The 20000-nt window shown below is 70.6% G+C and carries 17 protein-coding genes and 2 pseudogenes; 13 read left to right on the top strand and 6 right to left on the bottom strand.

Annotated elements, in window-relative coordinates; translation table 11 throughout:
• The first annotated feature begins 53 nt into the window (after positions 1-53).
• Complete coding sequence (locus AB0J55_RS06825) at positions 54-1292, top strand: aromatic acid/H+ symport family MFS transporter (protein WP_364243896.1); 1239 nt, start codon at positions 54-56, stop codon at positions 1290-1292.
• A gap of 48 nt (positions 1293-1340) precedes the next feature.
• Here AB0J55_RS06825 and ribA read toward each other — a convergent pair whose 3' ends face one another.
• Together ribA and AB0J55_RS06815 are read right to left on the bottom strand one after the other, a co-directional pair.
• Positions 1341-2081 carry a GTP cyclohydrolase II RibA gene (gene ribA, locus AB0J55_RS06820; protein WP_364243894.1) on the bottom strand — a complete coding sequence of 247 codons (741 nt, stop codon included), beginning with the start codon at positions 2079-2081 and terminating at the stop codon, positions 1341-1343.
• Positions 2051-3523, bottom strand: coding sequence for a PfkB family carbohydrate kinase (locus AB0J55_RS06815; RefSeq protein WP_364243892.1), 1473 nt, complete (start codon positions 3521-3523; stop codon positions 2051-2053). The genes ribA and AB0J55_RS06815 overlap by 31 nt, the downstream gene beginning before the upstream one ends.
• Positions 3524-3995: 472 nt before the next feature.
• Between AB0J55_RS06815 and AB0J55_RS06810 the strand changes: the two genes are divergently transcribed.
• Both AB0J55_RS06810 and AB0J55_RS06805 read left to right on the top strand, forming a co-directional pair.
• Positions 3996-5099: a hypothetical protein gene (locus AB0J55_RS06810; RefSeq protein ID WP_364243889.1), complete on the top strand. Its 1104-nt coding sequence runs from the start codon at positions 3996-3998 to the stop codon at positions 5097-5099.
• Between the two features lie 19 nt (positions 5100-5118).
• The gene (locus tag AB0J55_RS06805; protein WP_364243887.1) at positions 5119-5991 is read left to right on the top strand and encodes a hypothetical protein; all 873 of its coding nucleotides are present in this window, start codon (positions 5119-5121) and stop codon (positions 5989-5991) included.
• Between the two features lie 53 nt (positions 5992-6044).
• On the opposite strand, the gene AB0J55_RS06800 is transcribed toward AB0J55_RS06805, so the two are convergent.
• From AB0J55_RS06800 to AB0J55_RS06790, 3 genes are all read right to left on the bottom strand, one after another.
• A complete protein-coding gene (locus AB0J55_RS06800; protein WP_364243884.1) occupies positions 6045-7586 on the bottom strand; it encodes an amino acid permease in 1542 nt (513 codons plus the stop codon).
• Between the two features lie 70 nt (positions 7587-7656).
• Positions 7657-8571: a serine hydrolase domain-containing protein gene (locus AB0J55_RS06795; protein ID WP_364243882.1), complete on the bottom strand. Its 915-nt coding sequence runs from the start codon at positions 8569-8571 to the stop codon at positions 7657-7659.
• Positions 8572-8611: 40 nt separating this feature from the next.
• Positions 8612-9748, bottom strand: coding sequence for a glycerophosphodiester phosphodiesterase (locus tag AB0J55_RS06790; protein WP_364243879.1), 1137 nt, complete (start codon positions 9746-9748; stop codon positions 8612-8614).
• Positions 9749-10183: 435 nt separating this feature from the next.
• Between AB0J55_RS06790 and purD the strand changes: the two genes are divergently transcribed.
• From purD to AB0J55_RS06740, 10 genes and pseudogenes are all read left to right on the top strand, one after another.
• Positions 10184-11458, top strand: a complete 1275-nt coding sequence (gene purD / locus AB0J55_RS06785; RefSeq protein WP_364243877.1) for a phosphoribosylamine--glycine ligase — start codon at positions 10184-10186, stop codon at positions 11456-11458.
• Positions 11459-11582: 124 nt separating this feature from the next.
• Positions 11583-11963: a hypothetical protein gene (locus AB0J55_RS06780; RefSeq protein ID WP_364243875.1), complete on the top strand. Its 381-nt coding sequence runs from the start codon at positions 11583-11585 to the stop codon at positions 11961-11963.
• Positions 11953-12555 (top strand): DUF3558 domain-containing protein, encoded by a 603-nt coding sequence (locus AB0J55_RS06775; protein WP_364243872.1) that lies wholly within the window; start codon positions 11953-11955, stop codon positions 12553-12555. Before AB0J55_RS06780 ends, AB0J55_RS06775 begins: the two co-directional genes overlap by 11 nt.
• A 9-nt stretch (positions 12556-12564) precedes the next feature.
• Positions 12565-14154 (top strand): hypothetical protein, encoded by a 1590-nt coding sequence (locus AB0J55_RS06770; protein WP_364243870.1) that lies wholly within the window; start codon positions 12565-12567, stop codon positions 14152-14154.
• Between the two features lie 2 nt (positions 14155-14156).
• Positions 14157-14915 (top strand): ESX secretion-associated protein EspG, encoded by a 759-nt coding sequence (locus AB0J55_RS06765; RefSeq protein WP_364243867.1) that lies wholly within the window; start codon positions 14157-14159, stop codon positions 14913-14915.
• Positions 14916-15048: 133 nt separating this feature from the next.
• Positions 15049-15360 (top strand): hypothetical protein, encoded by a 312-nt coding sequence (locus tag AB0J55_RS06760; protein WP_364243864.1) that lies wholly within the window; start codon positions 15049-15051, stop codon positions 15358-15360.
• A gap of 66 nt (positions 15361-15426) precedes the next feature.
• Positions 15427-15684: pseudogene (locus AB0J55_RS06755) on the top strand (WXG100 family type VII secretion target); the annotation flags it as partial.
• A 1713-nt stretch (positions 15685-17397) separates the two neighbouring features.
• A pseudogene (locus AB0J55_RS06750) lies at positions 17398-17613 on the top strand (transglycosylase SLT domain-containing protein); the annotation flags it as partial.
• A 9-nt stretch (positions 17614-17622) separates the two neighbouring features.
• Positions 17623-18801: a pyridoxal phosphate-dependent aminotransferase gene (locus tag AB0J55_RS06745; RefSeq protein ID WP_364243862.1), complete on the top strand. Its 1179-nt coding sequence runs from the start codon at positions 17623-17625 to the stop codon at positions 18799-18801.
• 101 nt (positions 18802-18902) lie between these two features.
• A complete protein-coding gene (locus AB0J55_RS06740; protein ID WP_003096028.1) occupies positions 18903-19094 on the top strand; it encodes a hypothetical protein in 192 nt (63 codons plus the stop codon).
• 7 nt (positions 19095-19101) lie between these two features.
• Here AB0J55_RS06740 and AB0J55_RS06735 read toward each other — a convergent pair whose 3' ends face one another.
• Entirely contained in the window at positions 19102-19917 is an 816-nt protein-coding gene (locus tag AB0J55_RS06735) for an SAM-dependent methyltransferase (RefSeq protein ID WP_364243860.1), read from the bottom strand.
• Positions 19918-20000 lie beyond the last annotated feature (83 nt).

The raw sequence follows: 20000 nt of genomic DNA, 5'->3' as shown, positions 1-20000 counted from the left end.
AATCCGCACACGTGTGCGGAAGACGTGCACCGACGCACATCCGGAGGTACCCGATGTCCCCTGGCCCCCGCTCCTGGGTCGTGCCGCTGGCCTGGACCGCCGTTCTGCTGGACGGGTTCGACCTGGTCGTGCTCGGCACCGTCCTGCCCGTCCTGCTCCGCGGCCACGTCTGGGGCCTGACCCCCGGCACGGCGGCGGTGGTGTCGACCGTCGGGCTCGCCGGAATGATGCTGGGCGGGCTGGCGATCGGCACGGTCACCGACGTCATCGGCCGCCGGAAGTCGCTGATCATCTCGGTGGCGCTGTTCTCGGTGTGCACGCTGTTGTGCGCGTTCGCGCCCTCGACGTTCGTCTTCGGACTGCTGCGGTTCGTCGCCGGGCTGGGCCTCGGCGGCTGCCTGCCGACGGCGATCACGCTGGTCACGGAGTACGCGCGCCACGGCAGGGCCGGCAGCGCGACGACCACGGTGATGACCGGCTACCACGTCGGGGCGGTGCTGACGGCGCTGCTGGGCATCGTGCTGATCACCCCGCTCGGCTGGCGCGCGATGTTCGTCGCCGGCGCGCTGCCCGCCGTGGTGCTGATCCCGCTGATGCTGAAGTACCTGCCGGAGTCCGAGACGTTCCAGCGGGTCCGCGAGACCGAGCGCTCGGCCGGGCACGCGGTCGCCGGCCTGTTCCGGGGCGGCCTGCTGCGCGCGACGATCGCGTTCTGGGTGACGTCGTTCATGGGCCTGCTGCTGGTCTACGGCCTGAACACCTGGCTGCCGGAGATCATGCGCCAGGCCGGCTACCCGCTGGGCGCGGCGCTGAGCCTGCTGCTGACGCTGAACGTCGGCGGCATCATCGGCCTGCTCGTCGCGGGCCGGGTCGCCGACCGCGTCGGCATCCGCCCCTCGGCGATCGTCTGGTTCTGCGCGGGCGCGCTGTTCCTGGCGCTGCTGAGCGTGAAGCTGCCGGCGGTCGGGCTGTACGCGGCGGTGTTCCTGACCGGCTGTTTCGTGTTCAGCGCCCAGGTGCTGGTGTACGCGTACATCGGCCGCATCTACCCGGACGCGATCCGCGCCACGGGCCTCGGCTGGTCGGCGGGCATCGGCCGGATAGGAGCAATCTCAGGCCCGGTCCTCGGCGGCGCCCTCCTGACGGCGGGCATCGCGTACCCGTGGGGCTTCTACGCGTTCGCAGGCGTGGGCGCGCTGGGTGCGGCGGCGGTGACGGTGGTCCGCCCGGGCCACCGCAGCGCGGCACCGGATCCCGCCCCGGCGACGAAATCCCGGCGGGCGGCCACCTGAACGGGCTGGATGTCCCGGGCAGCCGCGTCGGGCTGCCCGGAACGGCGGTCAGGCGGCCTGCTCCTGGCGCTCCCGGGTGCCGTCCGGCTGAGCCGGACCGGCAGCCGCTTTGCGCAGCGCGGCCCGGCGACGGCTGAACCAGCGTGACCCGGCGAACCGGATGACCCGCCACCGCAGCCGGGCGGCGACGGACAGCATGTGTTCCTGGTTGTCACGTTTGGCGACCAGGTAGTCGAGGGTGTGGTCGCCCGGCTTCGGAATCACCAGCGACCGGTGCCGCACCTTGATCTCGCCGATGTCGAGGCCGGCCAGCTTCCCGGGATTGTTGGTCAACAGCGTGACTTCCTTGAGCTTCAGCTGTTTCAGCAACGCCACGGCGTCCTCGTACGAGCGGCTGTCGGCTTTGCAGTTCATCGCCGCGTACGCGGCGAACGTGTCGATGCCGGTGTCCTGGCAGAGCTGGTATCCCCGCGCTTTCGTCAGGAGACCGGCGCCACGGCCTTCCTGGTCCAGGTAGATGAGGACCCCGTCGTTCCGCTTGATCTCCTCGAGCGACTTCTCGAGTTGGTAAAGGCAGTCGCAGTTGGTGGATCCGAATATCTCGCCGTAGAGGCACCGGGACTGGATCCGCACGAGACACCCGTCCTGCGGATTGCCGAACACCGCCGCGCACGCCGGATTGGGCTGCTCGGTATCGCTGAGGACGACGACCCGGAAATCGCCGTCCACATCCTGCAATGTGTGCTCTACGACCTCGGTCATGAGCTCTCCACGTCGGATTTCCTCCACAGCCGGTCGACGTCCTCGGTGCCGGGCATGGAGTCGGTGATCTCCTCGAGCGTCAGGTTGACGGTCATGGCCCGGATCGCCCATTCGAGGGCGTCCCAGGTCAGGTCTCCGCCGTCCTTGAGGAGCTGGAAAGTCAGAGCCGCGGAAAACGCCTCGCGTGCCCCGGGTGTGTCTTCGAGTGGAACGTTCGGGCCCTCGATGTCCCTGGACAGGGTCCGGGACCGGATCTTGGCGCCGAAGTTCTCCACCACGCAGACCGTCTCCACGCCTAGGGTGAGCAGTTCCTCAGCCAGCGCGTCGACCGTGTCGGGGCGGTCCGGGTAGGACAGCAGCCCGCGCAGTTCGCCTTCACGGCCGACGAGGTAATCGACGCCGTGAAGATGCCGGTAAAGCTGTTGCGGTGTTTCCATGGGTGGCGAAGCCTGCAACAGGACCAGCGGTTTCGGCGATTGCCGGGCGGCTGTGTCGAGCGCCCACTGCACCGTTTCCACCGGTGGTTCCAAGGTGACCATTACCGCATCGGCGTCGGCGATTGCTCGTTTCGTGCGCGGTTGCTCGAATTCCGTTGTGGACAGCGAGACCTTACCCTTGTTCATCCAGCCCAGGTAACGGGTCTCGCCCGTTTGTGTCACGAGCATCAGGGCTCGCGGATTCGCCTCTCCCGGCGTGGTGCGGATCAGCTCGGTCGAGAGGCCTTCTTGCTGCATGTAGCGCTTGAGCTCCCGGGCGGCCTCGTCGCCCCCGATGGCGGCGAAGAGCCGCGCGCGGAGGCCGAACCGCCGCGCGGCGACCGCCAGGTTGAGTCCCTTGCCCCCGGGGTGTTCCTCGAACGAAGTCGCCTGCACCGCGGCCCCGATGCCAGGCAGCTCGTCGGAGACCACGACCACGTCCGTCACCGCACCGCCGACGACGACGATCGAGTTGCTGGGCTCGCGGGAATCGGCGGCCGGCTCCAGCAGCGAGGCTTCCGGGTTGTGCACGCAGCGCTCCGCAAGCTGGACGAGGGCGCGCGCTTCGACCGAGCCGCGCAAGGTGCGCACGGTGGGGGCCGGGGGAATCTCGCTCACGTCGAGCAGGCGGTGGTACGCCTCCCAGTGCTGGGCGAGTGCGTTGCGTCGCTTGCCGAGATCATCGGCGTACAGCCCGCGCAGCTTCGGCCGGTCGGAGAGCAGTTCCTCGAGCAGGCGGAGGGCGAGCACGGCGTCGGCGATCAGCCGGTCGGTCGGCTCGAGGTCGGCGGCGACCCGGGTGACGACGTCGACGATGGCCTGGTCGGTGGACACGGCGTGCTCACGCGCGTACCGGCGCACGACGGGCAGGTCGGCGAGCAGCCCGACGTCGACCTCCGTCGCACTGAGCCGCTCGACCTTGAGGCCGCTGCGGGTGCGCAGCTTGAGGAAGACGTTTCGGACGCCCTCGACGGCGGCGTCGGGCTTCGCCATCAGGCCAGCCTACCCTTCCCCTGCCATTTGACACCCCGAACATGACACTTGTTGGACAAATACCAGATGAGGCCATGGCAGATGCACGGGTGCGCGTCACGCTTGGTTCACCTGCCGCAGCGAGGGTACCTCCTCCACTAGGCCGATCAGGTAACGACTCCCCGGCCTCGACCGGTGCTCGACTGCGGAGCGAAGAGACGTCGAGGTTGCGGCCGGAAAAACGCCTAGAGCCTCTATCGTCACGGCAATTGACATTGTTACTCGGCAAATGTCACCCTGAGGTTGCCTCATCGGCCCCAGGGAGGTCGCCATGAAGCCCTGCACCTTCGGTTCAGGCCACGAAACCAGCTCCACTCATCTTCCGTCAGCGCTGCGGATTCCGCAGGCAACAGCCCTGCTCGACACGGGAACCCGCCGTCTCCCGGCATTTGCCGCCCTCGGCTTGCTCGCCCTGTCAGTTGCCGGGTGCGCGGTGTCCCCGAAGGCGGTCAACCCGGCCGGTGGCGACCGGGTGGTCCTTGTCGCCAGCGCCGGCGCAAACGAGCCTCGCCCGGTCCTCACAGAAGCGGCGCGCAAGATCCTCCTCGACGCCGCAAACAGCGGAAACGCCTCGCCGCAGGGCTCCGGCAACAGCAGCGTCGCGCTCGTCTCGGCCGCCGACGGGGCCGATTCGCGCGAGATCGTCCTCACGCCGAGGCGAGCCGACGGTTCGCTGGAGCACGGACTGCAACGACCGTCGCTCATCGAGCGCAACGTCCAGGCCGTCGCCGACGCGGTCGCCGCCACGGTCGCCGCGCGGCCGGGGCTGGATCTGCTCGGCGGCATCGACGCCGCCGTCCGCGGGGTCGCGCCCGGGCGGCTGGTCGTGGTGAGCAGCGGGCTGAGCACCGCCGGGGCCTTCGATCTCCGGCAGGTCGGCTGGGACGCCCAGCCGGCGACGGTCGCGGACCAGCTCGCCGCCAAGAACGCGTTGCCGCACCTGGAGAACTGGCACGTGCTGTTCACCGGGATCGGCAGCGTCGCCGGCGCCCAGCCACCCCTGCCCGGGCCCGCCCACGACAAGCTCCTGCAGTACTGGCAGGCGATCTGCGCGCGGGCGAAGGCCGCCGGCTGCGACTTCGACGACAAGCGTGTCGCCGCCCAGCCGCCCCTCGCCACGGTCGCCACGCCGGTCGTGCCCGTGCCCGGGGTGACGTCGGTGGCCGGGCCCGCGGGGCGGATCAGCACCACCGTCTCCGACAGCGCGCTGGGGTTCACCGGCGACTCGGCGGTGCTGTCCCCGGGCGCCCTGGAGCTGCTGCGTGCTCTGGCCGGAAGCATCACCGCGGCGGGCCGGTCCGATGCGGTGATCGTCCGGGGCTACGCCGCCGATCCGCCCGGGTCGACCGTGGCCGGCCGCCAGGCCCTCGCCGACCTGCGGGCCCGGGTCGTGTCCGACGCGCTCCGCGAGGCCGGGGTGCGCCAGCCGGTCGACGCGGCCGGCGTCGGCACCCAACCCGGCCGGACGGCGATGGCCGGCGGCCGGTTCGACGAAACCGCGGCTGCCGCGATGCGGCGGGTGGAGATCACTTACTAGCAGACGAGGAGGTACCGCCATGACCAGCAGCGACGAGATGCGCAACCTGCCGCTCCCGCAGCCGCGGCGCCCGCGGGAGCGGGAGCACCCCGGGGGCACCGCGATCACCCAGGCGGACCGGCTGCTCGCCCGGATCCGGGAGCTGCGTTACCTGTCCGACCGGGTGCTGGACGACCACGTCGTCGGCCCGCACGGGCAGAACCTGACGGTCGCCGAAGCCCACGCCAGGGCCGGTCTCCTCGACGGCCTGATCGAGCTGGAACAGGTGCGCGGCAGCCTGCGTCACCGCCGCGTCAACCGGCTCACCCGGGTGCTGACCCTGCTCACCGTCACCGTGGTCGACCTGCCGATCATGGTGTGGCTGGCCAGTTCGGTGTTCAACGTCGACTGGACGGCCCCGCTCGGCCTGCCGCTGCTCATCAGCGTGGTGATCTCGGTGCTGGCCACCGTCGGCGCCGCGACCGCCCTGCACCACCTGGGGCACAACCAGCGTCAGCACAAGAACCACCGCCGGCAGCTGGAGTGGCGCAAGCTGTCCACCGGCGCCAAGCTGAGCCTGCTCACCGTCGGGCTGCTGGTGGGCCTGATGGGCGTGGTGATGTTCGTCCGGGTCTCCACCGAGGGGCTGCTGTCCGGGATGAACGGCCTCGCCGTGCTGATGGCGGTGCTCGTCGCGCTCGTCATGGTCGTGTCGGCGACGCTGGTGTTCTGGACGGCGTTCCGCGACGGCTCCCTGGAGCAGGACGACCTGCGCCACTACAGCGAGTGCGTCCGGCCGCACCTGGCCGCCAAGCGCGAGTACGAGGACCAGGCCTACGAACTCGGCTGCCAGTACGACCTCCTGCGCCGCCACGCCGAACGGGAGGACACCATCGGTGCGCCCGCCGAGTGAACGCGGTCGTGAGTGGTAAGGCGCGTTGGAACGCGCCTTACCCCTCACGACACTCAGCCGAGTTCCTTCAGTTCCTGTTCCACCGCCGCCAGTTCCGCCGCGGAACCCTGGACCTTCGGTCCCTTGAACCACTTCCGGGCCGACACCACCCACCAGAGCGCCGCGCCACCGAGCACCACCAGGAACGCGATCGGCGTGTAGTTGAAGGAATCCACGTTCACCGGCGAGACCTGCGGCAGCATGAAGAGCACGAAGATCAGCGCGACCCACACCGTCGCGACGATGCCGATCGGCTTGCCCCAGCGGCCGAGCGTCCACGGTCCCGCCTCGAACGAGTCGCCGCGGCGGACCCGCAGGAACACCGGGATCACGTACGCCACGTACAACCCCACCACGGCGATCGACGTCACCGCCGCGTAGGCCGTCGCGCTCCACAGGTACGGCAGGGCCAGGATCAGCGCGCCGCCCGCGGCGAGCCACACGGCGTTGGTCGGCGTCTGCGTGCGCTTGTTGATCTTGTGCCAGAAGCCCGAACCCGGGATGGCGCCGTCGCGGGCGAACGCGTAGATCATCCGCGAGTTCGCCGTCACCGACGCCATGCCGCAGAACAGCTGGGCGCCGATGCAGATCAGCAGCAGGAACTTGCCGGTGACCGCGCCGGTCGCGTCGATGAAGATCTGCGCGGGCGGGACCCCGGTGGCCGAACCGACCGCGCCGTCGTAGTCCTGGATCGCGAACGTCAGGCCGATCAGCAGGATCCAGCCGGCGACGAGCGAGACGACGATCGACATGACGATGCCGCGCGGGCCGGCCGTCGCCGCGCTCTTCGTCTCCTCGGTCATGTGTGCCGAAGCGTCGTAACCGGTCAGCGTGTACTGGGCCACCAGGAGACCCAGCGCGAAGACGTAGAACGTCGAACCCCAGCCTGTCTGGTTGACGAAGCTGCCGAAGACGAACGACGCGTCCTGGTGCTTGGCCGGCACGAAGAGCAGCACGCCGACGATCACCAGCACGCCGATGAGGTGCCACCACACGCTGACGTTGTTGAGGATGGCCACGATCCGGACGCCGAAGGTGTTCAGCAGGCCGTGCACCACGAGGATGATCGCGAGCAGCAGGATCGTGTGCCCCGGCGTCGCCTCGAAGCCGAACTGCAGGTCGAGGAACGCGTTGAGGAACAGCGCCGCGCCGAAGTCGATGCCCGCGGTGACCGCGATCTGCCCGATGAGGTTGAACCAGCCGGTGAACCACGACCACGCGGGGCCGTTCTTCGGCGCCAGCTTCGCGGCCCAGTAGTACAGCCCGCCGGCGGTCGGGTAGCTGGAGCAGACCTCGGCCATGCCGAGCCCGACCAGGATCACGAACAGCCCGACCAGCGGCCAGCCCCAGATCATCGCGGCCGGGCCGCCGGTCTTCATGCCGAAGCCGTAGAGCGTCAGGCAGCCGGAGAGGATCGAGATGATCGTGAAGGAGACGGCGAAGTTGGAGAACGCCGACATCGTGCGTTTCAGTTCCTGCGCGTACCCCAGCTGGTGCAGGCGGGCGCTGTCGTCGTCGGCGTGGTCGGGGGTGGTCTGCTGGTCGGAAACATCCATCGGGCACCTCTTGAAAGGTATGCGGCCAGACCATTGAATTCGCCGAAGGTAGCCCCGGTCCCGGAGGGTGTCAAGCCTTCGTCAAGAACTCGTCCAGCTGCCGCAGCCGGGGCCCGCCACCTCGGTGGTCGTTCGAGATCAGGGTCGCGGTGAGCCCGGACGCCGGCTCGTGCGTGCTCCGGAACGCGACGCCGTGGTCGCCGCCCTCCAGCCGGACCACGCCGGGCCGCGGCAGCCAGAAGCCGAGGCCGTAGCGGTCGCCGTGCTGCAGCTTCTCGACCCAGGCGTCCGGCACGATCCGGCCCTCGAACAGGGCGTGCCAGAACTTCCGGAAGTCCGGTGCGGTGCTGTAGATCCCGCCGTCGCCGTGGCCGACGACCGGGAGGCTGAACACGTTGGTGCGGCCGTCTTCGAGGTAGCCGGTGGCCGTCCGGGCGGGCAGCGCGTCCGCGCGGAGGAACGCCGTGTCGGTCATCCCGGCCGGCTCGGTGACGCGCGCCCGCACGAGGTCGGCGAAAGGTATGCCCGCGATCCGTTCGGCGATCAGGGCGAGGACGACGAACGCGCTGTTGTTGTAGTGGAACCGTTCGCCGGGCGGGAACCGCTGCGGGAAACCGTCGAGCGCGGCCAGGTAGTCGGCCGACGTGACGAGCCACGGCGGGAGCTCCGGCGGGTTGTCGTCGTCGCAGTAGTCCCCGATGCCGGACGTGTGCGTCAGCAGGTGCTCGACGGTGACGCGGTCGTCGATCAGCGGCAGGTCTTCGCCGAGGACGTCCCGCGCTCTCGTCGACAGCCCGAGGCGGCCCTCGGCGAGGAGCCCGATGACGACCAGCGCGGTGAATCCCTTGGTACCGCTGGCGATCGCGAACCGCGTGTCGATCGTGTTCTCGACGCCGTGGGCGATGTGCGCGTACCCGGACGCCTCGGCGACCAGCGTCTCGTCACCGCGGCTGACCAGCACGACACCGGAAAAGGGCGCTTCCATGGACTCAGGGTCCACGGAAGCGCCCTTCGCGGGGAAGTGATTAACGGCCCAGGAAGGCGTGCAGCGCTTCGAGGGCGGTGTCCGGCTGGTCGGCGAAGAAGCCGTCGACGCCGGCCTTCAAGAACGCCGCCTCCTCGGTGAAGACGTCACCGTAGGCGTCCGGCTCGGCCGACGAGCGCAGGTTCGCGGGCAGGAACGGGTTCTCGTTCCGGAACGTGTACGGCTGCACCTTCAGGCCGGCCTTGTGGGCGTCGGCGACGAGCGCGGTCGGCGTGCCCAGGTTGTCGTTCTTGTCCCGCGGGATGATCTGCGCCTTGTCCGGCCCGAGGTACTTCGCGTACTTCGCGACTTCGCGCAGCCCCTGCGGCGTGACGAGGTCCGCGTACGTCCGCTTGTCGCCGTTCGCGACGAAGTCCGCCGGGGCGCCGGTGGCCGAGGTCAGCTGCAGCAGCGGCGTCCGGAGCTGCTTGTGCAGCGCGATCAGGTTCGACACCTCGAAGGACTGGATGATCGCGGGCGCGTCCGGCCGGTCGAGGCCGTTGCGCTTCAGGATCGACACCAGCTTCGGCTCGGTCGGGTTGCCGATGGACTGGAAGAACGTCGAATGCTTGACCTCGGGGTAGGTGCCCAGGGTGCGGTGCAGCTCGCGGCCGAGGCGCCTGGTCAGGTCGAGGACTTCCTGGTAGGAGGCGATCTGGTAGCGGCCGTTGTACAGCGTGTTGTGCGGCCGGTTCTGCGGGATCCGCTCGACCGCGCGCAGCGTCTTCAGCTCGGCGAGGGTGAAGTCCTGGGTGAACCACCCGGTGGTGGTGACCCCGTCGAGCACGACGGTCTTCTTCCGGTTCGCGAACTCCGGGTGCTTGGCGACGTCGGTGGTGCCGCCGATCTCGGGTTCGTGCCGGGCGACGAGCTGCCCGTCCTTGGTGGGCACGAGGTCGACGTCGACCCAGTCGGCACCCATCCGGTAGGCGAGCTCGTAGGAGGCGAGGGTGTGCTCCGGCCGGTACCCGGGCGCGCCGCGGTGTCCGATGATCACGGGGTCATCGTGGCCCCGCCCGTGCGCGGCCGCATCGCCGGACCCGCTCTCGGCAGCGGACGCCGACCCGACGGCGAAGCCGGTGACGCTCAGCAACGCCAACCCGGCGAGTGTCAGTACGCCGACACGTTTGCGCTTCATCTGGTGACCTCTTTTCACACAGGGTGTGCCCTGGATGTACTCGCGCCACCCTTGATGTCGCAAGCGTCGGAAGTGCGTACCTGGGCGGTCGACGCGGTAAACGGCGCGTGGACTCCTGTTCGGGTGGGTGTCGTGCCGGGCACGTGAGGGCATGGCTCGCCTGGGTGGGATGTGGGGGCGGCGGGTCGGGGAAGGGCCTGGTCGGCCAAGCCGGTGGCGGGCAGCGGTCGCCGCCGATCAGCCGAAACCGACCCCAGCGACGGCCCGCCCTCCCTGGGGGCTGCCCCCGCTTCCAGCCTATCGGCAGAGACCGACAAAACGGCCGGATCACCGAGCCGCACACCGACGTTGTCCACATCCGCGAACACCTGTGGACAGGCGCCCCCGAGGACGGTGCGATGTCCCCCGCAAACCAAGCCGGATACGCTGTGCGGCGTGCGCGTACTGGTAATCGGCTCCGGCGCCCGTGAGCACGCCCTCGTCCTCGCGGCCTCCGGTGATCCCGCCGTCACCGCTCTGGCCTGCGCTCCCGGTAATGCCGGGACCGCCGCCGTCGCCGAGCAGCTCGGTGTCGATGCCGCCGATCCCGAGGCCGTTGCCGGGCTCGCCAAGAGCTGGCAGGCCGACCTCGTCGTCGTCGGGCCGGAGGTGCCGCTCGTCGCCGGGGTGGCCGATGCTGTCCGGAAGGCCGGGATCGCCTGCTTCGGCCCGTCCGCCGCGGCCGCCCGCATCGAAGGTTCGAAAGCCTTCGCGAAGGACGTCATGGCCGCCGCGAACGTGCCGACCGCTCGCTGCGAGGTCGTCGACAACCCCGCCCGGCTCGATGCCGCGCTCGCCCGCTTCGGGCCCACCTGGGTCGTCAAGGACGACGGGCTCGCCGCCGGCAAGGGTGTCGTCGTCACCACCGACTACGACGTCGCGCGCAAGCACGCCATCATGCTGCTCGACGGCGGGCACCCCGTGCTTCTGGAGTCCTATTTGGACGGTCCGGAGGCCTCCCTCTTCTGCTTCGTCGACGGCAACACCGTCGTCCCGCTGCTGCCTGCGCAGGACTTCAAGCGCGTCGGCGACGACGACGCGGGCCCGAACACCGGCGGCATGGGTGCGTACGCGCCGTTGCCGTGGGCGCCCGAAAACCTGGTCGACGACCTGGTCGAACGGGTCGTCCAGCCGGTCGCCGACGAGCTGGTGAACCGCGGTGCGCCGTTCTCCGGCCTGCTCTACGCCGGCCTCGCGCTGACCTCCGACGGCCCCCAGGTCATCGAGTTCAACTGCCGCTTCGGCGACCCCGAAACGCAGGTCGTGCTGGCCCTGCTGCGCACCCCGATCGCCGGCCTCCTGCACGCCACCGCCACCGGCAAGCTCGCCGAACACCCGCCGCTGGAGTGGTCCGGCGGGGCCGCGGTCACCGTCGTGATCGCCGCCGACGGCTACCCCGGCAAGCCGCGCACCGGTGACGTCATCACCGGCGCCGAGCTCGAAGGCGTCCTGCACGCCGGCACCCGCCGCCGCGACGACGGCGCCGTCGTCTCCTCCGGTGGCCGCGTGCTTTCGGTCGTCGGCACCGGCAAGACGCTGAAGTCCGCGCGCAAGCACGCGTACGAAACCGTCGAGAGGGTCCACCTCGCCGGCTCGCACCACCGCACCGACATCGCCCTGAAGGCGGCGAACGGCGAGGTCGGCGCCCCGGCGGCGAAGCAGCGCGCCTGATTTCAACGGATCGGGGGAACCGGCCGGGCCTGCTCTTCGTCCAAACTCAGGCTGCCGCCACACGCGGATTGGTAGCCTCGACGGGAACCGGCCGGTCACTGTCCGTATGACGTCAGGGGAGCGCATGTCAGGACCCTCGTACGACCTCACCTCGGCCGTCCCAGTGGCGCCGGCGGCCGCAGACGTCCTGGTCCACCCGGACAAGCTCCTCGACGTCGCCCGGATCGTCGAAGAGCAGGCCAACGCCCTCGAGGACCAGCTGGTCACCCGGCTGGACCAGCTGCGGATCGACGCGCCGTCGGCGGACGTGATCAGCACCCAATCAATCGAGGCGTGGAACTCCCTCATCGCCGACGGCGACCGCTCCTACGCCGGCCAGGTCCGTGAGTACGTCGCAGGCCTCAAGCGCCTGGTCTCGCAGCTGCGCGACGCCGCGAAGGACTACAAGGTCAGCGACGAGGAGAAGGCGGCGGTGTTCGGTGACCGCGGCAGGCATGGTGCGTAACCACGCACGGCGGATCACCGGGGGCGTGCTCGCGACAGCGGCGCTCGCCGGCTGCTCCGCGGGCACCGACGGCACCCCGTACCCGGTCGAGACGGCCGCCACCGCGGCGTCGCAGAGCGCGAAGGCCGCCCAGCTGCCCCAGCGCCCGGCCGACCTCCCGGTGCAGGGCGTCGACCTGTGCGGGCTGTTCCCGCAGGTCGAGCTGGACGCACTGAAGATCAGCAGCGTGCCCCGGCCGGCCGACGGCGCCGACGGGCCGGTCTGCGTGTTCGACGCCGACAAGGCGGAACCGTTCCACGGCTACGAAGCCGGGCTGGTCGCCGCGGACCTCGACCAGTGGATCACCGGGGCCCGGCGCAAGAACAGCCTGACCACCGCACCGAAGGCGGTCGGCGGCTACCCGGCGCTGACGAGCTACCGCGCGGCCACCGACCCGGCCGACTGCACCACCCTCGTCGGCGTCGCGAAGGGCAAGACGCTGACCATCCGGGCGTTCCCCATCACCCGCGGCGGGTTCACCCAGCCGCAGCTGTGCGAGATGTCGGCGCACGCCGCCGACGTGGCGCTGCAGACCCTGAAAGCACGCAACTAGGGAGGGCGCGTGGAATTCTCCGAGCTCGCGGCCGGGATCCAGAACCACCGGTTCGACGGCTGGACCAACACCGCGATCGCCACGCAGATCACGCGGATGGTCAACGGCGACGGCACCGGCAGCATCGGCACCGCCGTCGACGCGCTGAAGGCCGTCGCGACCGCGCTCGCCCACACCGACCAGACGCTGCGCGCGCAGCTGCTGAAGCTCGGCGTCGAATGGCAGAGCCAGGCCGGCGGCGCGGCCAGCCAGGTGCTCACCGAGCAGGCCGGGTTCTCCCAGGACGCCACCACGAAGGTCGCGCACGCCGCGGAAATGGTGTTCGAGCAGGGCGAGGCGTTCAACCGGACCAAGTACAAGCTGCCGGACGCCGAGACGGTCCGGAAGGGCGCGGGCGGCTTCACCCTCACCGACGGCGTGCTGCTGAGCCTGATCGGCTTCGAAACCGACCACGCCCGGCAGGTCGAGGCCGCGAACGACGCCAAGGCTCAGGCGCAGCAGGCGTTGAACGAATACGCGCAGCAGAGCGGCACGAACCTGCTGTCGACGCAGTCGCTGTCCGACCCGGAGTCGCTGAAGCTGGCCGTCCCGGGGGTCACGCCCGGGGTGCTCGACGTCGCCGGCGCTGCGGTCCAGGTGACGCCGGACGGCGGCGTGAAGCCGGCTTCCGACAAGGTCCGTTCGGTGCACGTCGACCCGCCGGTGGTGCAGCCGGTGTCCCACACCGTGCACGCCGACCCGCCGACCCCGGCCTACGGCGTCGCGGCGCAGCAACAGCCGTCCCGGCCGGTGCAGCAGCCGCGGCAGACCGGCTCGGCGGGCGCCGCGCCCGTCCAGCACACGACGCCGAGCTCGTCGACGACGCCGGCGGGCGTGAAGCCGCCGACGGCGTCACCCGGCCCCGGCTGGGTCCAGGCCCCGGGCCGTGGCCCGTCCGGCGACTCCTCCGGCCGCTTCACCCCGGGTCCGCAGACCGCGGGCCAGGGCGAAGGCTTCATCCCGCCGGGCGCACCCGGCGCGGTGCCGCCCGGTTCCCTGCCGCCGGGATCGGCCCCGGCGACGGCGCCGATCAAGTCCCTCGGCGGTGGCGGGGGCACGTCCGGCGGCTCGACCGGTATCGACAGCTCGGCCGGCCGCGGCCCGGACGGGTTGCTGGCGAAGGGCCGCACGGTCGGCGCGATGCCGCAGGCCCCGCTCCCGCCCGGCCAGTACACCGGCGAACGCACTTTCACGCCCAAGCCCGGCGCGACGCCGGGAGAGCTGGGCGCGGGCGCGGCGGCGATCGGCGCGGGCGCGGCCGGCGGCGCCCTGAGCGGCGACAAGGAGCGGCAGCGCCGGGAGAAGACCGGGCCGAAGGGCCCGGTGCGGCCGTTGCCGGTCGGCGAGCTGCCCGAGGAGGAGGCCGTCGCGCTGCGGAAGTCCGAGCAGATCAGCCCGAAGCAGCAGCCCGGCGAGGCGAAGTTCCTGTCGGAGGCGGCACCGCAGGAGGACGACGCCGAGCACGTCCGCCGCTACGGCGTCGACGACCAGGACCTGTTCGCCGACCAGCGGATGGTTTCGCCCGACGTGCTCGGTGACCACGGCGGGGATGTGCGCTGACCGTGTCGCTCGTGCTGTCGGCCCTCGAGTTCGACGTGCTCTGGGAGTCCTTCGAACTGCCCCGGCGGCACGTCGCGCTCGACGTGCCGAGCGCCGGGACCACCCGCACCGAACGGCGTGAGCTGGTCGAGTCGGCGTGGGCGTCGCTGAGCGAGCGGCGCCTGGCCCGCAACGGGCGGGCGTCCGGCGAACTGGCCGACATGCTGCACCTGCTGGCGCGCCCCGGGTACGGGATCGACGTGTGGGTGTGGGCGGAACGCGAGATCCGCGGCCGCGCGGTCAGCCTGCGCGGCCAGGCGGTGCTGGCGGTGGTGGACAGCGGCGAGGTCTGGCTGATCCCGGCCACCGAGGACGGCCTGCCGGAGGCGGCGGTCTCGGTGGCGGGCGACCTCGGCCCGGGCATCGGCCAGACGGTCAGCCTCCCGTACGACGTCGTGAAGTCCGCGGACGCGGCGGCGAAAGGCGACGCGAAGGCGCTGGTCACGGCGTTGGAGGACCGCGGCGTGCCGTTGTTCCAGGCCCAGGAGCTCTCGGGCATGCTGCTGGGCCAGGAGGCCCGCGGCCAGTTCGGCGCGGAACGCACGTCCCGCGACGGCGTGGTCCACCGGGCGGGCCGGGTGGTGGCGTTCTTCGACACGGACGCCGGCCGTTATCTGTTCCAGGTGGGCCGCGACCGCGACGCCCGCGAGTGGGCGACGGTGACGCCGGCGGACAACGCCCTGCTGGCCACCCGGATCCGCGAACTGATGGCGGAAGCCTGAACCCGCCGGGTGGAAGTTGGCGGTGATCCGTACCCGCGTCCGGCGGTGAAGTCATAGAGTGAGCGCGGGAACCGTCCTGGTCATGCCGACGTCTGATCGGGCGGAGACGATTTTCCGAAGGGGATGACGAACCGTGCCTGTCTACGACCCGGACTCGATGGCCATCGCGGCCGGCCAGGTGGAGAAGCTGAAGGACGAGTTCGAAAAGTCCAAGCAGAAGGTCACCGGCCTGGACCACGAGAAGGAAAGCCCCTTCGGCGGGATGGACGAGACGGGCGACGCGCACGGCGCGGTCGGCAAGTTCAAGGACGGCGTGCACAGCCAGTTCGACGCCGCCGGCAAGCACATGGAGGCGCTGGGGTACGCCATGCGCAAGGCCGCCGGCCTGATCGCCGAAACCGACCAGGTCGGGGCGAGCGATCTGAAACTGCACGTCGACAAGTAAGCAGGGGGCACGAGAGTGGGTTTGAACCCGGGCGGCGCCGGAACGCCGGACAATTGGGACGCCTTCATGAAGAAGGTCGACCAGGTCGAAAAGGTCGACCTGGAAAAAATCTCGGCGGCAGCGACGCAGTTCCGTGAGGCGGGCAAGAACGCGGGCGACCACAATGCGTCCCTGAAGAATTCGACCGACGCGCTCAACGGCAGCGTGTGGGCGGGCCCGGCGGCCGACCAGTTCTTCCAGTACGTCCGCCAGGTCCGCGACGCCGGCACCAAGGTGCAGACCCACCTCGAGGACGTCGCCAAGGACCTCGACGACCTGCAGTCGAGCCTGGCGCAGATCAAGAAGACGGTCCAGGACAAGCAACTGGCCGCGGAGAAGGCGGTCAACGAGCGCAACGCCAAGGCCGAAACGGACATCAACAACGCGCTGGCCGCGGCGAAGAAGGCGCACGACGAAGGCAAGCCGGGGCCCAGCCCCAGCGCCGACGAGATCCTCGCCACCGCGAAGACGGACATCCACAACATCACTGCCGGCTACGACGGCGACGTGACCGGCCTGCAGACCCAGGCCGACACGGCGATCAAGGCGTCGCAGAAGCTGATGTCCCAGCAGATCGAGGGCGGTTACGACCAGGTCCCGCTGCCGAGCAGCTCCGCGGCACCGCCCCAGAGCACGGGCGGCATCCACAGCAACGGCTCGTCCCACCACGGCGGTGGCGGCGGCGGGGGTGGTGGCGGCGGAGGTGGCGGTGGCGGCGGCCTCGGGCCCAGCGGTGGCCCGCCTTCCTCACCGCCGCCGGGGAACGTCCAGCAGTGGATCCAGGAAGCGATGAAGGCGCTGCAGGCGGCCGGGATTCCGGTGACGGATGCCGATATCCCGAAGATCTGGGCCATCATCCAGCACGAATCCGGCGGGAATCCCAACGCGATCAACAACTGGGACTGCGTGCCGTTGGACACGCAGATCGTGACCCGTCGCGGCCTGCTGAAGCACGACGCGGTCGAGGTCGGCGACGAGACCATCGGCTTCAATCCGGCCACCGGGCAGAGCGAGTGGACGCGGATCACCCGGGTCGTTCACCACGAAGACGCCGAGCTGGTCCGGATGTTCAACTCGCGGTGGCAGGCCACCACGACGCCGAACCACCGCTGGCTCAACCTCCCTCGGGTCAACGTCGGGCGCACAGACCTGCCCACGGTCTGTCCGGAGTGTGGCTGGGAGCCGCGTGCGGCGCAGCAGCCGGAGAACGGCGTCGCGGTGCACCGGCGGAAGAAGCACGGCTTCGTTTCGCCGAAGCAGGAAAACCGCTACGCGACCGAGGCCGGCTTCGTCACCACCGAGGACGTCCGGTCGCGCGATCGAATCCTTCTGTCAGCTCCGGCCCCGACCGAATCGTCGTTGGACATCAGCGTCTCCGAAGCGGCCATCCTCGGGTGGATCGCCGGCGACGGTCACATCGAATCCCGCAGGCACCGCCCCACCATGTCGATCGCGCAGTCAAAGCCCGAAATGGTGGCGAAGCTCCGCAAACTCCTCGACGGCGTGCCGCACGCGGTCTACGTCGACGACCGCGGCGGGTGCGGGCTCCGGCATCAGTTCCGGCTGGACCACGACTACGCCCAGGATCTCCTGGCGCGCGCCGGGCATCCCCGGTCCGACGCGGTCACTCAGGTCCTGGCGATGTCCGGCGAGCAGCGCGAGGCGTGGCTCGAAGCGATCACCGACGCCGAGGGCACTCGGTACGTGCGACCGGGCTATTCGCAGCCGCAGGTCGTCATCTACCAGGCGCCGGGTGCCGTCCTCGACGCGATCGCACTGGCCGGTTACCTGTCCGGAGCCCGGCCCCGGGTGCTCCCCGTCGCGCGGAAGAACCAGCCGGAGAGCTGGAAGCCGGAATTCTCCGTGCACTTGAACAACCCGGTCATCACCGGGGCCTTCCTGAAGAAGGAGGCCGCCGGGCGGGGTGACGTCTGGTGCGTGACCACGGAGCTGGGCACGTGGACGGCTCAGGAGGGTGACCACATCTTCCTGACCGGCAATTCGAACGCCGCTGCCGGGCACCCGTCCAAGGGGCTCATGCAGTGCATCGACTCCACGTTCAACGCCCACAAGCTCCCCGGGCACGACAACATCTACAACCCGGTCGACAACATCATCGCCGGCGTCAGGTACTCCTTCGACCGGTACGGGAGCCTCGACAACGTGCCCGGCATCAAGGCCATGGCCCACGGTGGTGCCTACCGCGGCTACTAGCCTGGCCGCATGGTCGACCTCGGAGCCTTCGCGGGGCCCGCGCTGCGGGCCGGTGTGCCGCCCTTCCACGTCATGGACGTCCTCTCCGCGGCCGGGGCCCGGCAGCGCAGTCACGGCGATCTCGTGTCGCTGGCCGCCGGGCAGCCGTCCGCGGCCGCGCCGAAGCCCGTGCTGGCGGCCGCGCAGCAGGCCCTGCAGGACAGCACCCTCGGCTACACCGAACAGCTCGGCCTCCCCGAGCTGCGCGAGGCCGTCGCCGGGCACTACCGGCGGCGGTACGACGTCGACGTCCAGGCGCACGACGTCGTCCTGACCACCGGTTCCTCGGGTGGCTTCCTGCTCGCCTTCCTCAGCGCCTTCGACCCCGGCGCCAAGGTCGCCATGGCGCGGCCCGGCTACCCCGCCTACCGCAACCTGCTCTCCGTCCTCGGCTGCGAGGTCGTCGAGTTCGCCACCACCGCCGAGACGAACTTCCAGCCGACGACGGAACTACTCGACGAGCTCGGCCCGATCGACGGCCTCATCGTGGCCAGCCCCAGCAACCCCACCGGGACCGTGCTGCCGCCCGGGGAGCTCGCCGCCATCACCGGCTGGTGCGCCTCGCACGGCGTGCAGCTGATCAGCGACGAGATCTACCACGGCATCTCCTACGGCGCCGAGCTCGACTGCGCCTGGCAGTACGGCCGGGAGCCGATCGTGCTCGGCAGCTTCTCGAAGTACTTCGCGATGACCGGGTGGCGGCTCGGCTGGATGCTCGCCCCGCAACGCCTCCACCGCGCCATCGACGTCCTGACCGGCAACTTCACCATCTGCCCGCCCGCCGTTTCGCAGTACGCGGCCCTCGCCGCCTTCACGCCCGAGGCGTACGCGGAAGCCGACGCGCACGTCGAGCGGTACCGCGAGAACCGCGATCGCCTCTTCGCCGGCCTGCAGCGCATCGGCCTCGACAAGCTCGCGCCCGCCGACGGCGCCTTCTACGCGTACGCCGACGTCAGCGCGTACACGCACGACAGCCTGAGCTGGTGCCAGCGGCTGCTCGCCGACACCGGGCTCGCCATCACCCCCGGCGTCGACTTCGACCCGGTGGACGGCGGCAAGTTCGTCCGGTTCTCCTTCGCCGGCAGCGCCGAGGACATCGACGAAGGCGTCCGCCGCCTCGGCGCCTGGCTCGGCCAGGGGGAACCCTGATTTAACCCCGAACGTTGGCGCTACGAGGGGAGTTTCCCGGCGCCGGGTGGCAGGGTGGAGTCATCGGGCCGGTGGGGCCACGGGGAAGAGTCGGAGGAGCCATGTTCTGGAAGATCGTCGGCGGCCTGATCGTCGCCTGGGTGGCGTTCATGGTGCTGGGCGCCGTGATCGGCTTCGTGTTCAAGGCCGTCCTGTGGATCGCCATCATCGGCGGCATCGCCTTCCTGGGCGCCGCCGGCTACAAGGCGATCACCGGTGGCAAGAAGGACCCGCGGCGCATCAACCGCTACTGAGCCACGGCTAGGGGATCCGCGCCACGCCGGCCAGCGCCGTCCAGTTGACCGGCGTCAGCGGCGTCAGGCGCGGGCCGTCCGGCCACCACTGGTGTGGCGCGGTCAGCCCGGGTTCGAGCAGGCCGAGGCCGTCGAAGAACGACGCGATCTCGGCACGGGGGCGGTAGAGCGTGTCGAGGCCGGTGCGGCCGAACCGGTCCTGCAGGGACGCCGCGACGGCCGCCGCCTCGGAGCCGTCGCCGGGGTTGTGCCGGTGCAGCAGGAGCAGGTACGAACCCGGTGCCAGGGCGCCGACGTAGGACTTGACCACCTGCTGCGCCTGCTGGAGGTCGGCGATGTGGTCGACGACCCCGCACAGGACGAGCCCGGCGGGCCGGTCGAAGTCGATGAACCGGGTGACCCCGGCGAGGGTTTCGCCGGGGTTCAGCGGGTCGGTGCCGCAGATGTGCGTGAAGTCGTTGTCGACGAGCAGGGCCCGGCCGTGCGCTTCCACGACCGGGTCGTCGCCGACGTAGACGACGTGGGCTTCCGGGTTGTACTTCTGCGCCACCTGGTGGGTGTTCTCGGCCGTCGGGAAGCCGGAGCCGAGGTCGAGGAACTGGTCGACGGCCAGCCGTTCGGTCAGGTAGCGGACGGCGCGGACCAGCCACTGCCGCTCCTCCCGCGCCATCGCCGGGGCTTGCGGGGCGATGGCGAGGATCTGCCGCAGCACCGCGCGGTCGGCCTCGTAGTGGTCCTGCCCGCCCAGCAGCGCGTCGGAGACGCGGGCGATGCTCGGCCGCTCGAAGTCGACGCGCGCCGACGGTCGTTCGCTCTCCGCCATGGGCACCTTTACCGGGGGGAAGTCGGGGACGTCCAGCCTAGGTCATCGGGATCACGGCGGGTAGGCGGCCGTGCGGTGCGCGT

The organism is Amycolatopsis sp. NPDC049688, from assembly GCF_040674975.1.
GTDB lineage: Bacteria > Actinomycetota > Actinomycetes > Mycobacteriales > Pseudonocardiaceae > Amycolatopsis.
The sequence above is the reverse complement of the archived record's forward strand: the minus strand, read 5'-3'. Positions and strand labels throughout refer to the sequence as shown.